At 37.4% G+C, this 15,821-nt stretch carries 13 protein-coding genes; 5 read left to right on the top strand and 8 right to left on the bottom strand.

From position 1 onward, the window contains the following. Nucleotides 1-234 precede the first annotated feature (234 nt). Entirely contained in the window at nt 235-3,459 is a 3,225-nt protein-coding gene (locus tag SVZ03_01495) for a tetratricopeptide repeat protein (GenBank protein MDY6932880.1), read from the top strand. A 103-nt stretch (nt 3,460-3,562) separates the two neighbouring features. Here the strand turns inward: SVZ03_01495 and SVZ03_01490 are convergent, their stop codons facing one another. From SVZ03_01490 to coaW, 6 genes are all read right to left on the bottom strand, one after another. Continuing rightward, nucleotides 3,563-3,856: a PilZ domain-containing protein gene (locus tag SVZ03_01490; protein ID MDY6932879.1), complete on the bottom strand. Its 294-nt coding sequence runs from the start codon at nt 3,854-3,856 to the stop codon at nt 3,563-3,565. A gap of 280 nt (nt 3,857-4,136) precedes the next feature. Beyond that, nucleotides 4,137-4,811 carry a DUF1847 domain-containing protein gene (locus tag SVZ03_01485; protein MDY6932878.1) on the bottom strand — a complete coding sequence of 225 codons (675 nt, stop codon included), beginning with the start codon at nt 4,809-4,811 and terminating at the stop codon, nt 4,137-4,139. Between the two features lie 152 nt (nt 4,812-4,963). Then, a complete protein-coding gene (locus tag SVZ03_01480) occupies nt 4,964-5,962 on the bottom strand; it encodes a hypothetical protein (protein ID MDY6932877.1) in 999 nt (332 codons plus the stop codon). 300 nt (nt 5,963-6,262) lie between these two features. Then, on the bottom strand, nt 6,263-7,651 hold the full coding sequence (locus SVZ03_01475; GenBank protein ID MDY6932876.1) for a sodium-dependent transporter: 1,389 nt from the start codon (nt 7,649-7,651) through the stop codon (nt 6,263-6,265). A 770-nt stretch (nt 7,652-8,421) separates the two neighbouring features. Further along, a complete protein-coding gene (locus SVZ03_01470; GenBank protein MDY6932875.1) occupies nt 8,422-9,105 on the bottom strand; it encodes a class I SAM-dependent methyltransferase in 684 nt (227 codons plus the stop codon). Nucleotides 9,106-9,267: 162 nt separating this feature from the next. After that, nucleotides 9,268-10,092, bottom strand: a complete 825-nt coding sequence (gene coaW, locus SVZ03_01465) for a type II pantothenate kinase (protein MDY6932874.1) — start codon at nt 10,090-10,092, stop codon at nt 9,268-9,270. Nucleotides 10,093-10,227: 135 nt separating this feature from the next. Here coaW and SVZ03_01460 point away from each other — a divergent pair, with 135 nt between their 5' ends. From SVZ03_01460 to SVZ03_01445, 4 genes are all read left to right on the top strand, one after another. Beyond that, nucleotides 10,228-10,560, top strand: a complete 333-nt coding sequence (locus tag SVZ03_01460) for a PadR family transcriptional regulator (GenBank protein MDY6932873.1) — start codon at nt 10,228-10,230, stop codon at nt 10,558-10,560. Nucleotides 10,561-10,856: 296 nt separating this feature from the next. After that, a complete protein-coding gene (locus SVZ03_01455; protein ID MDY6932872.1) occupies nt 10,857-10,982 on the top strand; it encodes a hypothetical protein in 126 nt (41 codons plus the stop codon). A 129-nt stretch (nt 10,983-11,111) separates the two neighbouring features. Beyond that, a complete protein-coding gene (locus tag SVZ03_01450) occupies nt 11,112-11,504 on the top strand; it encodes an enoyl-CoA hydratase/isomerase family protein (GenBank protein MDY6932871.1) in 393 nt (130 codons plus the stop codon). Between the two features lie 369 nt (nt 11,505-11,873). Continuing rightward, a complete protein-coding gene (locus SVZ03_01445) occupies nt 11,874-12,800 on the top strand; it encodes a hypothetical protein (protein ID MDY6932870.1) in 927 nt (308 codons plus the stop codon). A gap of 115 nt (nt 12,801-12,915) precedes the next feature. Here the strand turns inward: SVZ03_01445 and mnmA are convergent, their stop codons facing one another. Continuing rightward, a complete protein-coding gene (gene mnmA, locus SVZ03_01440; protein MDY6932869.1) occupies nt 12,916-13,983 on the bottom strand; it encodes a tRNA 2-thiouridine(34) synthase MnmA in 1,068 nt (355 codons plus the stop codon). A 215-nt stretch (nt 13,984-14,198) separates the two neighbouring features. Continuing rightward, nucleotides 14,199-15,380, bottom strand: coding sequence for a PLP-dependent aminotransferase family protein (locus SVZ03_01435; protein ID MDY6932868.1), 1,182 nt, complete (start codon nt 15,378-15,380; stop codon nt 14,199-14,201). Between the last annotated feature and the right edge of the window lie 441 nt (nt 15,381-15,821).

Raw genomic sequence — 15,821 nt, 5'->3', positions numbered from 1 at the left:
TTTATATAATGGTTAACATATCATAGCAATAAGAGTATAGTTTTTCAAACTCAATTATGAAGTAACATGAAAACTAGTTGATTTTTTGCACTAAGGCTTGTAATTGAATAAGCCAAACACATATTGAAGAGGATATTTTTTATGGAAAAAGACATAATATTTTCAATAGTGACAATAATATAGTATGGATTTCTTAAAAATTTCTGAATCAATAAATCTCAGTGAGTTTTGGAAATGGGAAAGAATGAAGAAATAGAAGACACTACAGAATTTACCCCGGATGAACTACAAGAGATAGATAGGATTTTGGGAATCCTTCCAAATGAGCCTATGCGTTATTCGAGGACTAATGTAGGTGTTGATAAAATTGAGGAAGAGATTGAATTTCCCGAGGAGGAGATTCAATCCGAATATTCTGACGAAGAGGCAATTAGACCTCTTAGTGAAGCCAGGGAGGATATGGAGGAGGCATGGGAGGAACCTCATCAACATGAAGCTGTTGAAGAAGTTGATTCAGAGTTACTTGAAGAGGAGTCTGTAGAACCCAAGGAAGAGGTAGAAGAGGTTGAGGAAGAAGCCTTGGATACAGGGGGAGATGAATCAGATATTATTGATATTACGGATTTGATTGAGGAAATAGAGGAAATACCTTTAACTGAAACTCTTGATGAAGCGGGTTCGGAGGATATTGGTATTGAGGAACCAATTGCTTCTACAGATGAATCATTAGCTGAGGGGACAGAGGATATAGCTGAGGACATTCAGGAGGTTGAGCCAATAGAAATTTCTGATGAGGTTCTCACAACCGATGAGGATGGGATGTCCCCTCTGGAGGAACTTGAGGCATTGACAACAAATGGGGAGTCTGTTGAGACTCAGGAATCTCAGGATATAATAGATGATGAGGTAATCACTGAGGATTCTGAGTTAATGATAGGGTTGCCAGATCAAGAGGAGACAGGAACTGGAGAGCTTGAAGATATAAGCATTGATGAAATCGATGAAGGTGCTGATTTAGTAGCTGCTGATCTTCTAGATATCCCTTCTGAAGAGTCAGCTGAGTCCCAAAAGGTGGAAGGGGATGAATTTTCATCGATAGAAGTAGATAAAATGCCAGATCTGGGTGATTTTGACACTGGGCCGACTCAGGAAGAGGCATCTGGCATGGATGAAATCAGTGAAGGAACCCATGATGAGGATTTACTCGATGAAATAGAAGGATTACAGAAATCTTCAGAGGAGATGGAAACACCCGAAACAACTCCCCCGAAGTCGGAAGAATTTATAGAAGAAGTAGAGGCTGAGGCTTTACAAGAAGCTCCTCAAAAGGAAGAGATTGAAGAGACTATTGAAGTCTCTGATAAGGAGTTAAAGAAGCTAAAAACTGCGATTCTTCTCTTCCACCCCAATCTCAGGAAGGTAATCAAGGACACAATCCTGAATGATCTCCTCCCTCCCAAGGATATCAGACAATTAATTGATATTATTCTAGAGAAGAGGGGGGAGGATGAGGTTGGAAACTTCTTAGCAAAAAAGCTTGGGAAAGAGGTTGATACTATTGAAGAAGCGGAGGTTTCCAGAAGACGGGTGATCACTGCTCGTCCGGAATATACACTAGAGGGACGAGAGAGACAGAAGCGACTCTTAAAGATAACCAGGATCTTTGGGATTGCCGCTGCTTCTGCCTTTATTCTAACCATATTCTCATATCAATACATCTATAAGCCAATAATGGCTAAAAAGGATATTCAAGAGGGCGTTCAGTTAATAAGAAGGCCGGGTGACCCTGTGAACCAGAAGGTTAAGGATTACAGAAAGGCAGAGAACCTCTTTACATATGTAAATGAAAACTATGTAGAAAATTATCTTTATGGATATAACTCTTATGCAAGAGCCTACTTCGATAAAAAAGAGTACGATTTAGCTCTCAAAAAGCTGAATAAGGCCTATGATATTGATCCGCATAACATAGATACAATCAACAATCTTGGTCATTTTTATTCAAGGGTGTCAAAGGATTACTATAAGAGAATAAAATCCCAAATCCCGGATTTCTACTATAAAAAAGTGCCATCCATAGGTCCCATTGAGACGCAATTAGACGTGGCAATCGATTTTTACCGTAAAACATTACATATTGATCCAGAGAATATTACTGCCTTTTTTGGTATTGGAAATGCATATTCCTTTCAGGGTGAGCATCATAAGGCTAGAGAATATTACGAGAATATCCTAAAGGTGGACAAGAATTCTATAGTAGGGTATTCAGGTCTTTTAAATCACTTTATTGAGATGGATATTTTTAATGATGTTTTAGCAGTTCATTCTACACTAGGTGGCAGAGACCTGCTTTCAGAGATGCCATCTCCATTACTTGGAAAGTTAGCCTATTATTATTTGAGCAAGAGGAGGACAGACAAGACAAACATAAGAATTGATTATGGGGTAGAATCGCCACAGGTGAAGGATCTCAGTGATAATCCTTATCCAGCGGTGAAAAATGTGCTTGAAGCCCTAAGGCAAAGGGATATGGATTATCCTCCCCTTTTTTTACATTCCGCAAGGCTTGAAAGGGAGCAGAAAAATCTTGTGCTGATGGAACGGAATCTGAAAAGCGCTATCAGTCAAGAGCAGAATTATTTTGGAGCCCTTCATCTTCTTGGCGAATATCACTATATGGTAAAAGAGCCTGTTGAGGCTTATAGATACTTTAACCAGGCTATAAAAGCCAACCTATCCCCACCGGATTTTAGCTATGATGACTTCTATTTTGAAACTGAAGACATAGGCAATACCTATGCAATGATTGGCAATATATTCTATTATTATTTCGATAAGGTCAAATACAGATTTGGAGATGAACTGGAGGAAGAAGAATTGGGAGCAGAGGGAGAGAGACTGGCAAATTACGTGATTGCACAGGAAAAATATGAGAAGGCTAGAGAACTCGGCTATAAATCGCAGGAACTCTTTTATAATCTCGGACGAATCTATTACATGAAGGGACAATATGCCAAAGCAATAAAGCAATGGTTGAATCTATATGAAGACTTTTCCTCTAAGCCTGAACTCATGTTTGGTTTGGGTAATGCCTTCTATCATCTAAATAATTTAAGGGCGAGTAAGGGGGAGTATATGAAAATTATATCAATGTTTGAGCATGAAGCGGATAGCATTAGGAAAGTCCTTCCGGATAGGCTTGAACATATCAAGATATACCAAACACTCTCTTCGGCTTACAATAACATCGGGGCTTTATATCAATTGCAAAACAACGAGGTTAAAAGCAACATCAGTTACTGGAGAGCCATTGACTATGCTAAAAGAATTAATAGGGAAAATGAATATGCTAGGGTAAATCTGGCAAGGGGATTTAAGCAGAGAAGAGCAAAAATTATGCCAGTTATCGATGAGAACATCCCCTTCGGAGTAGACCTATATAGAGAGGATATGAGATAAGGGAAGGGGGGATGCCATTTATTCATCATCATTTCAAAGTTGATGGATGACTCTTGAATCCATTACAACGGACAAGTGAAGTTGAAGTTGCTTAAGGCGATCACTATATCATATCTATGAAGGAACTTATAAATTCAATTCCCATTCCAGATTTTTCTCCCTTGGCATCATCATCCCGTATCCATCGAACGACCCCTTTAATATTTATAGGATTCTCTCTTTCAGGGACGTAGAGCGAAAGATCTAATTCAGAACCTATCATAAGTGGCTCAGGGGTTGAAATAAATATACCGCCATTACTCATATCTTCAGAAGGGCTGAAGGTCATCCCTTCTAATGAATGTATCTCAGATTTGATTCTTTTTTTAATTCTTCGATCTTGCCTTTTCTCTTTCATGAAATCCTCTTTTTCAATAAATATTGTTTATATCAATCCTACAAACAAGAATGGAGATATTTTTTTCAATGAATTATATATAATACATTTTAATAAATAATTCAAACCTTTTATGTTATTTATTGCATATCTTAATTCACATTTGCCTTTTTTCTGCAATTGATATGAGAATTATAGCTTCAAATTCATCATTAGGCCTCTATACTATTCTCAAGGCTTAAGGCATTTCTCTCTATCACATCATTAGATATATAGCGGAGGATTAAGATAAAAACCAAATTTACCATTGTTCAGGATTCCTTTTGATAAACCTTTCTGAATAGGATCCTAAAGTATATAGAGAGACAAGTGGATTATGTCCTGTTACCCTATCTTTTACTGCAAAGACGGTGGTCGGAGCCTCAACATATTTGAGAAACAGGGAATCATGTCCAACACATAAACCCAGCATAATATTTAGTTCAGTGCTTTTCTCATTAAGCAGATTCGCCTGGCTAATGGGATTACACATGCTTTCAAAGTTGCCGGGATTTACCTTTTCATTTTCACTTATACCAATCTTCTCCTTGGGTATGCCCCCAACCTTGCATGCCACTGACACTATCTCGAAACCATGCTTCTCCAATAGATCCGATAAAATTGATGCCTCATAAGATAGACCTGAACAGAAGGCTATCCCAATTTTGGCATATCCCATTTTTTGAGCAAATTCAATAATCTCCTGAAGCCTTGGCTTCACAGGATGCCTTGCAAATGGTTTTTCCCCTTTCTTTGCATAGCATTCTCCCTCCTGTACAGAGGCCATTCGCGCTAATTGAGCGTTTTCAGACTTTTGGTATTCTGTGAGCGACTTATCGATGCTTTCTCTTCCTGCTTTTGTAGGACAATCCTGTGGGCCGTTGCCATCGGGTTTTCGACAGATCTTATTATTGATCCTGCATTTGGCGCAATCCATATCTCAATGCCTCCCTCAAGTAAGTTAGTTAAATATTGAAGTGAATAAAAGAGTAGCCAGCACTCAAAATATAACCGGAGATTTCACCTGTAAACCCCCACAACTTAATTGATACATTTATATTTATTATTCATCTCATTGCATATAATATATCACATAGCATCTCTTCCCATCCACTCTTCGGGTATGGAGAGGAGATAGCACATAATATATTCCTCAATCGTCTTGTGCGGGCCATCTGTCCTGGCTTTTGCTCGAAATTTCGCATTTATTTTCCTATGCTCAAAGGAGCGATAGAACTCCCTGGGATCACAAATTTTATATTCTGGATATATTCTGTTTTTGCCTATAATCTCTTCCACATCTTGCTTGGTTATTGAACTCTTTCCCATCCTCTCCATCTGCATCCTTATTTGTATCATCTCTTCATAACTGAGCCCAAAGATAAATTCCTCAAGGGAGCTAATCTCTTTTTCTGATAAGCTATCCCTCCGGAAAAAATCCAGCCATACTGATTCAGTTTGTTCGGATATCAATAAGAGTTCAGAGAAACCGTTCATAGTGCCAAAAGCTGGCATAAGCTTCTCCCTGGCCTTCCAAATATTTAATAAAATCGGAGCAAACTCCTTTACACCATGATCAAGCCTGTATTCCCAGATTTTAGCGAGCAGATATCCTGCATTCATCCTTATATGCTTTGGAATATCATTATCCTCTATTATTGAAAGGAAGACCTCCTCAGACATAATCGTAAAAACATTGTTGGATATAATTGATTTAATCTGAGCAGCAATATCTTCCAGTCCTTGAATTTCATTAGTAAGATATATTAGCATTGAAAAAAAATTGATCTTTGCTATCAAATAACCATTTCCCAAAACAGCCTTTGTCGGAATGTGTAACATTATGGAGAGTTCATCTTTTTCACATAGCGATTCTACTAAAGTTTCAATAGTCCTGATACCCTTGCCAAGTTGTTGCTCTTTCATAATAGATGGATACAATGAAATTGATCTTGCTATCTCTTCAAGGGCTGTCCGGTTATTATTGACAAAAGAGATGTCATCTGTTTTGTTATTCTTTTTAAGATGCCATAATAATTTATCTATTATGCTGCTTTCTAATTCATTAAAAAGGATTATTTTTACCATTAGAGCTAACCTAAAAGAGTAATTATCCTATTGGTACAACATTTTATATTAGGATTTCGACAATATTGAAATTATAATATATAAATGTTAAAACTTCAATCTTTTAATCATTCTAATAGCAGGAAATATTATGAATATGAGAAGATCATATTTTTTCTAAGTACATATAATTATACATCTGAAAGTAGTTGATAAATGGATGAACAAATAAATGTGATATTTGGAACTAACATAATTGATTATAGCAATGCGACTAGTAGTATACCCTTACTAGTTCAGCAGAAGTGGGATAATATATGATCATTGCCCAAGGACCTTGGATATGATAGGGATAACATCATCCTTAATTAACATCAGAAAGAGCATAAACAAGACTATTGGAGAGATGAATTTTATTGTAAAGGCCCATAATTCTTTGAAGGAAATGATTCTAGTGTCCGGATCGAGTTCATGTATGGTATTCGCCAGACCATATTTCCACCCTAAACATATCGCTATAAAAAATCCTCCAATAGGAAGCATATAGTTAGTTGTAAGTTGATCCATGAAATCAAAGAAGTTATTGCCCAAAAAAATTGTAACATTACTCAATGATCCAAATGATAGCGCTGATGGTATGCCAAGGAGAAAGATGGATATTCCAAAGATATAAACAGCCTTTCTTCTGCTCCATCCCCTCTCATCAATTATATAGGCAACCACAACCTCCAATAGAGAGATTCCAGAGGTGATGGCAGCAATAAATAGAAGAATAAAGAATATGGTAGAGTAGACTATGCCGTAATTCATATTACCAAATACTGCAGGAATTATATGAAATATTAATCCAGGCCCCTTATCCGGAGACATATTCATTGCAAATACTGATGGAAATATTGCTAGGCCAGCGAGTATAGCTACTACAGTATCCAGGAAAACGATGTAGAAGGCGGAATGCAGTATTTTATCTCTTTTAGATAGATAGCTGCCATAGGTTATCATTGCTCCCATTCCAAGGCTCAATGTAAAGAAGGAGTGTCCAAGCGCAGATATTATTGAGTTAAGGTTAATTTTTGAGAAGTCAGGTTTTAGAAAGAATGACACTCCCTTCATCCCGCCCTCCATTGAGATACCCTTGATAATAAGAATAAAGAGTAATAAAAATAGAAGAGGCATCAAATATTTGCTCCATCTCTCTATTCCATTTTTAATTCCCTTTACCACGATGAACATGCAGGATGCTATAAAGAGGAGATGAAAGAGTAATGTCAAATATGGATCACTAGAAAAATCATGAAACATATTTTTCGCTGATTCTATATCTTTAATGCCTGCAATAATCCCATTTATACTCTTCACAATATAGCCTAAAGTCCAACCCCCTACAACACTATAGAAGGATAAAATAAAAAAGCCAGAGAGAACACCCAAATATCCGACCAAGCCCCATTTTGTTCCGCTAGCCATGGATTTAAAGGCGCCAACAGGATCCTTCCTTGTATGCCTTCCGATTACGAGTTCAGCAATCATAATCGGTAGACCAAGAAGGAGCACACATATAAGATAAACGATAACAAATGCCGCTCCGCCATTCTGTCCGGTAACATAAGGAAATTTCCATACGTTACCAAGTCCAACCGCTGAACCAGATGCTGCGAGGATAAATCCCATCATAGATCCCCAATGTTCTCTGTTATTTCCATTAGCCATTATAAATCTCCTGATTTGAGCTTAATTACTTCTGTAAAAGTGGATTCTTATCATTAATTTATATCCTATGAAATCGTATAAGAGAGAATTATCTGTATCATTATTCTCGCTAATCCATAAATACCGTATCTTGTGTCATACAAATGATAAAAATTATTTCAATGGATAGAACTATTTAATTCAATTTATTCAAGCAGAAATTATACGTTTCAGTAAAGATGGAGGAACTGCAAGATAATTCTGTTGTATCCAGTGAATTTTCCCACAGCTTTACAATACTACTTGATTTATTATTCTAGCTTAGAATTATTATCAAAGCAATATTCCAGATTTCAACTTGTTTTTATACTCAATGATGTATATAGTTTTGTCTTCTGAAGTCACTTATTGTACCGTCATTTATTTTTGTTAATGTTGTAATATTCTTACACAATTTTTACTGACATTGTTAGTTTTAAGGCAGTAAAATAGAAAAAACGCCTGCAATGGGAACAGTGTTGACGACCTATTGAGGAATTATTCCCTCTTCTCCTTGCTCCAGATTATTGTTTATAAGATCCACATTGGGATCGATTTTATAGGATCCACTCCTAAATATTAGAGCGGCTTTATACTTTTCATTGTGCCTAACCTGGCAAAGCTGGAACCAAATATATCCGAAGCCTACCGAAATAATGACAGTATTACAGGATTCTTTATCCAGCTTATCCTGTAATACTGTATAATTATTTTAAGTTTTACCAAAAACCAAAGATCATATGATTAAGGTACTAAAGGCTCATCTTTATATCATCTATTCTCCATAATCCTAAGGATTTATCACAATATGATCCATTCCCCTCAGTGCATTTTTCGGTTATGCACAAAATTGGTTTAGGGAAATTGAATGGAGCGATTTCTAGGTTTAATGGTCTCCATAACCCTGTAAGTATGTTATGATTTTCTTGATAATCTGAGAAGGTTGTTGTCAGGAGATATTGTGACTTGCTTTTATATATATTTTGTAATGACTGGAGAATATTGCTATAAGAAAAATGTACAAAACAATCACGACACAAGATCAGATTAACCCGTGGAAATGTATCCGTTATTAAATTCATTTTTTTAAAAACTATATTGTCCTTTTCATATTTCCTATTTCGATTGATTAACTCCTTTACAATGTCTGCTCCTATGTAATCTACAGCATTTAAATTTACAGCGCTCATCCAGTGGAAATCACCACAAGGTATATCCAATAATGTCGAAATATGAAAATCATGAAAGATGATTGGTAATTTATCTATTATCATTCGGGTTTGATCCCTGGAAGAACCAGGGCCGGAAATGGAATCGATCCCACCAAATATGTTGTATCTATAGATATCAGTGAATATTTTTTCTATGTCCATTTTCATTGAAGCGAGACAATATTTATTCCAGGCAATGCTGCTTGTCGATGAGAAATACGGCAATTTCTTCCAGTAGAATCGAGTGCTAAGGGGCAAGACATTTTATTCAACTGCGCTGTGAATGGGAATAGGGGCACCAGCTGCTATCAACAATGCTCGTTGATCAGCGTTCTGAATGTGTTGCTATTAATCAAAGGATAGTGACTCGGTTCCGAGATTCTCGACTTAGGTGGTAATATTTCTGTCTACAGTAATTGCTGCTCCAATGGCTGTAGCATAGTCAGCATATTCTGGAATATAAAATTTCATGCCTAACAGGTCGCCTACATCAATTATTATACTTTTTACATACGGTATGCTTGCAAGTTTCCCTATTAAAATAATATTTATATATCCAGTTGCTCTGGCTGCTGAAATTGCTAATACGCCAATTGTTTGACACACGAGATTGATGATAGCCAATGCAATATCCTCATCAGATGCATCATCAGACAATTTTCCAAAGTTGGAGGCTGTTAATGATCCCGGTAAATGGTCTATAGGCCCTCCAGCGATATCCTGTACTGTTAGGTCTACCTTGTCAAGCGATCCGGTGCTTGCTTTCTCAAGTAGTATGTTGATATTTGATATATTAAGAATTTTTTTTGATAATCCAATGAGCGTGCCACCGCCAATTCCGCATCCACCCCAGTGTGAAATGTCATTATCATCAACTTGAACAATGGCCGTTCCGGTTCCCATGCTTACAACAATGCCCTTGTGAATATTGGTAAGGAATGATCCGCCAGTCCCAATTGATGTAAACTCATTTACCTTGGTAACGGGAATGTCTAATAATTTTGAATTGATGAATGAGGATCCTACCCCTGTTGCTGCAATCATTTTTACATTAGACAACGGTAAATTGAGGGAGTCTAACAATTTACCCAATGCTCCGGCAGCAGCGGTTATTGGATCGTCCGCTTTTACAGATATAGGATTTATAATACTGCCATCCTTTAAACCTACAATATCAGTTGTTGTTCCGCCAATATCGATACCTACTATCATATTTATTCCTTATTCAGCTAAGTATTTTTCAACATCAATATTCGATTATTATATCTTTAGTGCAAGATTATTATTGTACTGTTCTAAAAAAAATATCCATCCTGATATGTTTTATCTCTGTGGTCTTCTGGATACATGCTAAAATTTAGCAATATTGATAAATTTCTTGACGAACTCGGAATAAATGACGGACAGTTATACACTACTCTGAAAAAGCTTGATAGCGAAGGCCTTGTTATAAAAGATGTTGTTCATCAGGAGGGAGTACCGAGTAAACATAAATATAGTATAATTGAAGATGGGAAAGAGGAGTTTAAGGATTGGTTGGAAAATTTTAATGAAGAAGAGAACAAGATTCGGTACAATTTTCTCCGCAAAGATGCTTTAATAACAAGATGTGCATTTATTAAGCATATGAACAAGAAGGTTGCGCTGAGGAAAGTGAGGAAACAAATTGAAATAACTTAGAAGAGCATTGATGTATCAAGAATCGCCTGCAAGAATGTGATTTTGTTGGAATTGGATAGATTAAAAATATAAATTATAGAATATGGAATTATTAAGGAGCAGATGCGTTTTCAATGGCTCAAGGAATTTTATGATGAGTTACAAAAGTATGACAAATTTGATACTAATTAATAGAAAAGTTTAATTGTTTTTGTTATTGTGATTCAAGATCGATTAGGATGTTTCATTGTAGTTAGAGTTATTTGACAATTAACAGAAGCACAATATAAATTTTGATGATTTTGAGGGTAAATAAAATGACTACTTCATTGATTCAGGTTACATCTCCATGGGATGGCATTGTAACAATTACCCTTAATCGACCGGAGAAAAAATGCGCTTTCTATAGCGCTGCGACAGGAGTTAACGTCAGAACTCTATAAATTACAGGACCAGGAAGATGTTAAAGTAGTTATCATAACCGGAGCTGGTGATGCCTTTTCTGCAGGATTTGACCTTGAAGAATTTAAAAAATTAGACGACCCAGATTTTGTTAAAAAAATTTGGGATTTATGTGTTCATTCCATTTGGCATTTTTGAAGTTTCCACTGGCTACTATCGCGGCTGTTAATGGTTATGCCTTAGCAGGTGGTTTTGATATGGCAACGATGTGCGATATCCGTATCGCGTCTGAAAATGTAAAATTTGGACATCCTGAAATGAGTTTTGGATATGTAGTTTACTCGCCCCTTCATGATATTGTAGGCGGGGCCCAGGCAAGGGAGCTAATCCTGACTGGACGAACAATTGATGCATCAGAAGCTCTCTCAATTGGGTTAGTCTCAAAGGTTGTGCCAGGAGAGAGGCTAGAGGTAGAAGCCCGTAATGGTGCGACTCAGATCGCAAAAGCCTTACGGCATTTTTTGCTACGGACTAAGGCAAAAATAATAACAGAGCAAGTATAGAATTTACAGGGACACTCGATTTATAGGTCTATTTAGTGGAATGTAATATCTAATGCTATGGTAGAAATCAGATAGTAATTACTGAAAATTTGCTTATGCTTTTGCATAATTGTCTTATTGACATTAAATAGTTCAGCATAAGAGTATTTCTATGGATTATTTGTTTCTTTAATAGACTTGAGTGGTAAGCATTAGACTTATAGATAGTAACAGTTGATAAAAATATAGAGTAATTGATCCTCTCTATGACTGCAAAGTAAATAATAAACTCAAGCATTGAATTAATAATCCAATGTGGTAGTGAGTCTTTGCGATTATATAATCTTTATAAGGGATCCTTGATTAAATGAGTTGGAGGTGGTATATTTGATGACTAATAATAAAAACTTGGGTGAACCAAAACCTGTGGATGCTGCAACGGTCATATTGATGCGGGATAATAGTCAGGTGGGAATAGAAATTTTTTTCATGCAGAGACATCATAAGCAGGCCTTTATGGGGGGGATGTATGTATTCCCTGGAGGTAAATTGGATAAAGAAGACAGTGTCCTTGATCTCGATGATCATATTAAAGGATTTACATTCCACGAAGCGAAATCCCTGTTGAATGAGCCAGAGCTGGATGATGAGGTGGCTGTTGGTCTCTTTGTCGCTGCTATTAGAGAGACTTTTGAGGAGTCTGGAGCGCTTATGGCTCTTAGGAGTTCAGGAGAGAAGATCGATTTTAGCATTCCTGAGGTACAGATCTGCTATAACGAGTATAGAAAAAAGATACATAATGGCGAGATGACGATGAAGGATTTAGCTGAAAAGGAGGGGATATGCTTTACAATTGATCTTCTGACGCCTTATGCTCACTTGATTACACCAGAGGGAGCGCCAAAAAGATACAATACGAGATTTTTATTGGCGCAGGTTCCAGAGGGGCAGAGAACAATTCATGATTCTGTTGAGATGACTGATTCACTCTGGACTACAGCAAGTGGAGCGCTTGAGAAACACTATGCTGGTGAAATTGTCCTTTCACCGCCGACTTTGATGATAGTTGAGGAGATGTCTAATTATTCTACTGTTGATCAACTGCTATTCTGCATTTCACCTGATAATATCCATACTGTTTTGCTTCAGCATTATGCCAAGGATGGAGAAAGCGCGCTTCTTTATCCGCATGACCCTGATTATACAATTCCTGAATTTAAAATCCAGTCATGTCCGGAAGGCAAATCATCGCGCGTTGTATTAAAAGATGGAATATGGAGAACCATGTGTGTTGAAGATAGTGATGTCTCCAAATAAGCACTCAGTCATTCATGTTATTATAATTGGCGGATTGGAAGTCTCATGATTCCAGCCTTTTGTGTGGATTGTTAACAAATTAATGCAGTACCCTGACTGATTTCCTCAGCTTATATTAAAGCCCCTTCTCTATCCATGCGCCGCCAATGATATTTCCTCTGTTATCGTAGAAGACCGCTGCCTGTCCCGGTGTTACACCCATCTGTGGTTCTTCGAAATACACATATACACCACCCTCGCTTTCTTTTAGGCTGGCCTTGAAAGGCTTTTGAGATGAACGCGTCTTAACATAAGCAGTCAGATCATCAAAAGAGTTTTCCTTCATATAGTTTATTTCAGTAGCAAATAATCCTTTTTTATAAAGATATTCTTCATCTCCGGCAATGATGATGTTTTTATCAGCATCTATCTCAATCACATAGAGTGGTTTATTGGCGGATATTCCCAAGCCCCTCCTCTGTCCTATAGTATACTTGTGAATACCCTTGTGTCTCCCAATGACGTTGCCACTTGTATCGAGGATGTCCCCTGGTGGTGGTATTATGCCTTTAATTCTTTCAATAAATCCGGGATAGTCTTGATCTGAAACAAAGCAGATTTCCTGACTCTCAGGTTTATGCGCAACATGAAGATTAAAAGAATCTGCCATTTTAATTATGCCATCCTTAGTATATTCCCCTAGAGGCAAAATTATTTCTTGTAGTATTTCCTGAGATAGCATGAAAAGAAAGTAAGATTGATCCTTTTCCTTATCCAATCCCCTGGATATATAATACACCCCCTTATCACTGATTCTTATTCTTGCATAATGTCCGCTTGCGACCCCGTCGCATCCAATCGATTTGGCATAATCGATAATTTTTTTGAATTTTATCTTATAGTTGCATATTATGCATGGGCTAGGCGTTCTACCTCTCAAATATTCATCGCAAAATGGATGTACTATTGTATTAGAAAAATCGCTGTTAACCTCTAATACCTTATGCATGAAATCATATTGTTTTGCTATTCTCTTCGCATCAAGGATATATGATGGATAGTGATGGGATGGATATGGTTTGCCTGAATTATCGTGAATTGAAACATTAATTGTAATTCCTACAACCGTATGTCCCAATTTTTTCAGCATTATTGCAGCGACTGAGGAATCGACACCGCCACTCATGGCCACAGCTATGCGCAAATCTTGCTCCTTTTGGTATAATTATTCAATATCATGCACCTTCATCGTTATTTGATGATGTAATTCCATGCAATCTGAGTAATTGGTATATCGCCCGAATTGAGCCGATGCACGGTGCAGCCAAGAATACGATCGACCTATGCAAGACTCAACTTAGCCGATGAACGCCTGTCAATCGATACAGTTAGTGCAGTTGGCTCCAATGAGCTGTTGGCTTACTCCAACAGCTTTTTCATGGCCAACCCCAGTCGCTCGATTCCGACATCTATTGTTTGCTCATCCACACATGAGAAATTGAGTCTGAGTGTGTTTGTCTGCTTTTTGTTAGTGTAAAAAGGATCTCCCGGCACAAAAGCTACTTTGTCTTTTATGGCCAGATCAAATAGAGCCATCGATGAAATTCCTGCTGGCAACGTAGCCCACAAGAACATCCCTCCGTCTGGTTTAGTGTAGCCCACGGTGGATGGAAAGTATGTCTGAATGCTTCGGATCATAGCAGCACACTGGCTGCCGTAGGTCTTGACTATTTGTTTTATGTGTTCATCGAAATCATTATGAACTAAATACTCATGAATGATTCTTTGGACGAAATAGCCTGTATGCAAGTCGGAAGCCTGTTTGGCTACCAATAGCTTTTCCATGATTGAATCAGTTGCGATGATCCACCCAATGCGAAAAGAAGGAGCGATGGTTTTAGAAAATGACCCCAGCAGAACTGATTGCTCTGGTATCATAGTCTTGAACGACGGTCTCCTGATTCCAGAGAAGTTCAAATCCCCATAGGGGTCATCTTCGATCACGAGCGTGGTAGTACTTGCCAGTGCTTCAGCGATCCCACGACGGTTCTGTTTCGAGTACGAAATGCCCGACGGATTTTGATAGTTGGGAACCCCATACAACAATTTAGGTAACTTGGTTTTCAACACCTGTTTCAGAGCTTCGATATCCAATCCTTCTTCATTAATCGGTACTGGGTTGAACACCGATCTGTAAACCGAGAAGGCCTGGATTGCACCCAAATACCCTGGTTCCTCGATAATGACATCGTCACCTTCGTTCAGAAAAGCTTTGGCCAGTAAGTCGAGCCCTTGTTGTGAACCATTCGTTATCAGGATGTTATCAGTTGTAAAGGTAATCCCTTGCTTTTCTTGATATCGGTCAACAAGATATTGCCGAAGAGCGAGATAACCCTCTGAATTGCTGTATTGGAGAGACTCCTTCCCAGCTGTTTCAAAGACCCTTTGAGTTGCTTTCTGTATCTCGGCAATGGGAAACAGGTCTCGGTTTGGCAATCCGCCAGCAAAAGAGATCACCGAAGGGTCTATGGCAACCTTCAGTATCTCTCGGATAAATGACTTCGGCACATCCGATATGCGATCAGAAAAAATGTTATTCATCAATGACCTTCTGGATTGAGAGTAAGCCAACTAAAATATTATGTATGATTATTGATAAGGGTATATAATGAAAAAAGTGTCAATTCCAAAACGATTATTTGCAGATATCATGCAGTAATATATGTGATGAGAAAGGATTTATCGGATATGTTATGATGTGATATTAGCAGAGGTTCATTTTAATTACAACTTGGATAAACTTTCATGACAATCTATGTTCACAAACCTGTATTATGTCAGTTTTTTGACAATTAAATGCTCAAATTATATTAAATTTCAGAATTAACCCATTTATTAATTGGTAATTTAATAAATGTAAATAATTTCAATGAGATAAAAAAATACTAATTTTTCTTGACTATTCTCAATACTAAGATAGTTTTGGCTTTTTAGACAATAACAGCAGGAAAACTGATTGATGTCGATTTATATGACTTATGC

The sequence above is a fragment of the Spirochaetota bacterium genome (genome assembly GCA_034190085.1).
Classification (GTDB): domain Bacteria; phylum Spirochaetota; class UBA4802; order UBA4802; family JAFGDQ01; genus JAXHTS01.
The sequence above is the reverse complement of the archived record's forward strand: the minus strand, read 5'-3'. Positions and strand labels throughout refer to the sequence as shown.

What these genes read in the sequence shown, in the direction of transcription:
- SVZ03_01435 (MDY6932868.1), bottom strand. Translation starts at nt 15,380, where the DNA reads ATGAATAACATTTTTTCTGATCGCATATCGGATGTGCCGAAGTCATTT.
- SVZ03_01445 (MDY6932870.1), top strand. Translation starts at nt 11,874, where the DNA reads ATGACTAATAATAAAAACTTGGGTGAACCAAAACCTGTGGATGCTGCA.
- SVZ03_01480 (MDY6932877.1), bottom strand. Translation starts at nt 5,962, where the DNA reads ATGGTAAAAATAATCCTTTTTAATGAATTAGAAAGCAGCATAATAGAT.
- SVZ03_01460 (MDY6932873.1), top strand. Translation starts at nt 10,228, where the DNA reads ATGCTAAAATTTAGCAATATTGATAAATTTCTTGACGAACTCGGAATA.
- SVZ03_01495 (MDY6932880.1), top strand. Translation starts at nt 235, where the DNA reads ATGGGAAAGAATGAAGAAATAGAAGACACTACAGAATTTACCCCGGAT.
- SVZ03_01455 (MDY6932872.1), top strand. Translation starts at nt 10,857, where the DNA reads ATGACTACTTCATTGATTCAGGTTACATCTCCATGGGATGGCATTGTA.
- coaW (MDY6932874.1), bottom strand. Translation starts at nt 10,092, where the DNA reads ATGATAGTAGGTATCGATATTGGCGGAACAACAACTGATATTGTAGGT.
- SVZ03_01490 (MDY6932879.1), bottom strand. Translation starts at nt 3,856, where the DNA reads ATGAAAGAGAAAAGGCAAGATCGAAGAATTAAAAAAAGAATCAAATCT.
- SVZ03_01485 (MDY6932878.1), bottom strand. Translation starts at nt 4,811, where the DNA reads ATGGATTGCGCCAAATGCAGGATCAATAATAAGATCTGTCGAAAACCC.
- SVZ03_01450 (MDY6932871.1), top strand. Translation starts at nt 11,112, where the DNA reads ATGTGTTCATTCCATTTGGCATTTTTGAAGTTTCCACTGGCTACTATC.
- SVZ03_01475 (MDY6932876.1), bottom strand. Translation starts at nt 7,651, where the DNA reads ATGGCTAATGGAAATAACAGAGAACATTGGGGATCTATGATGGGATTT.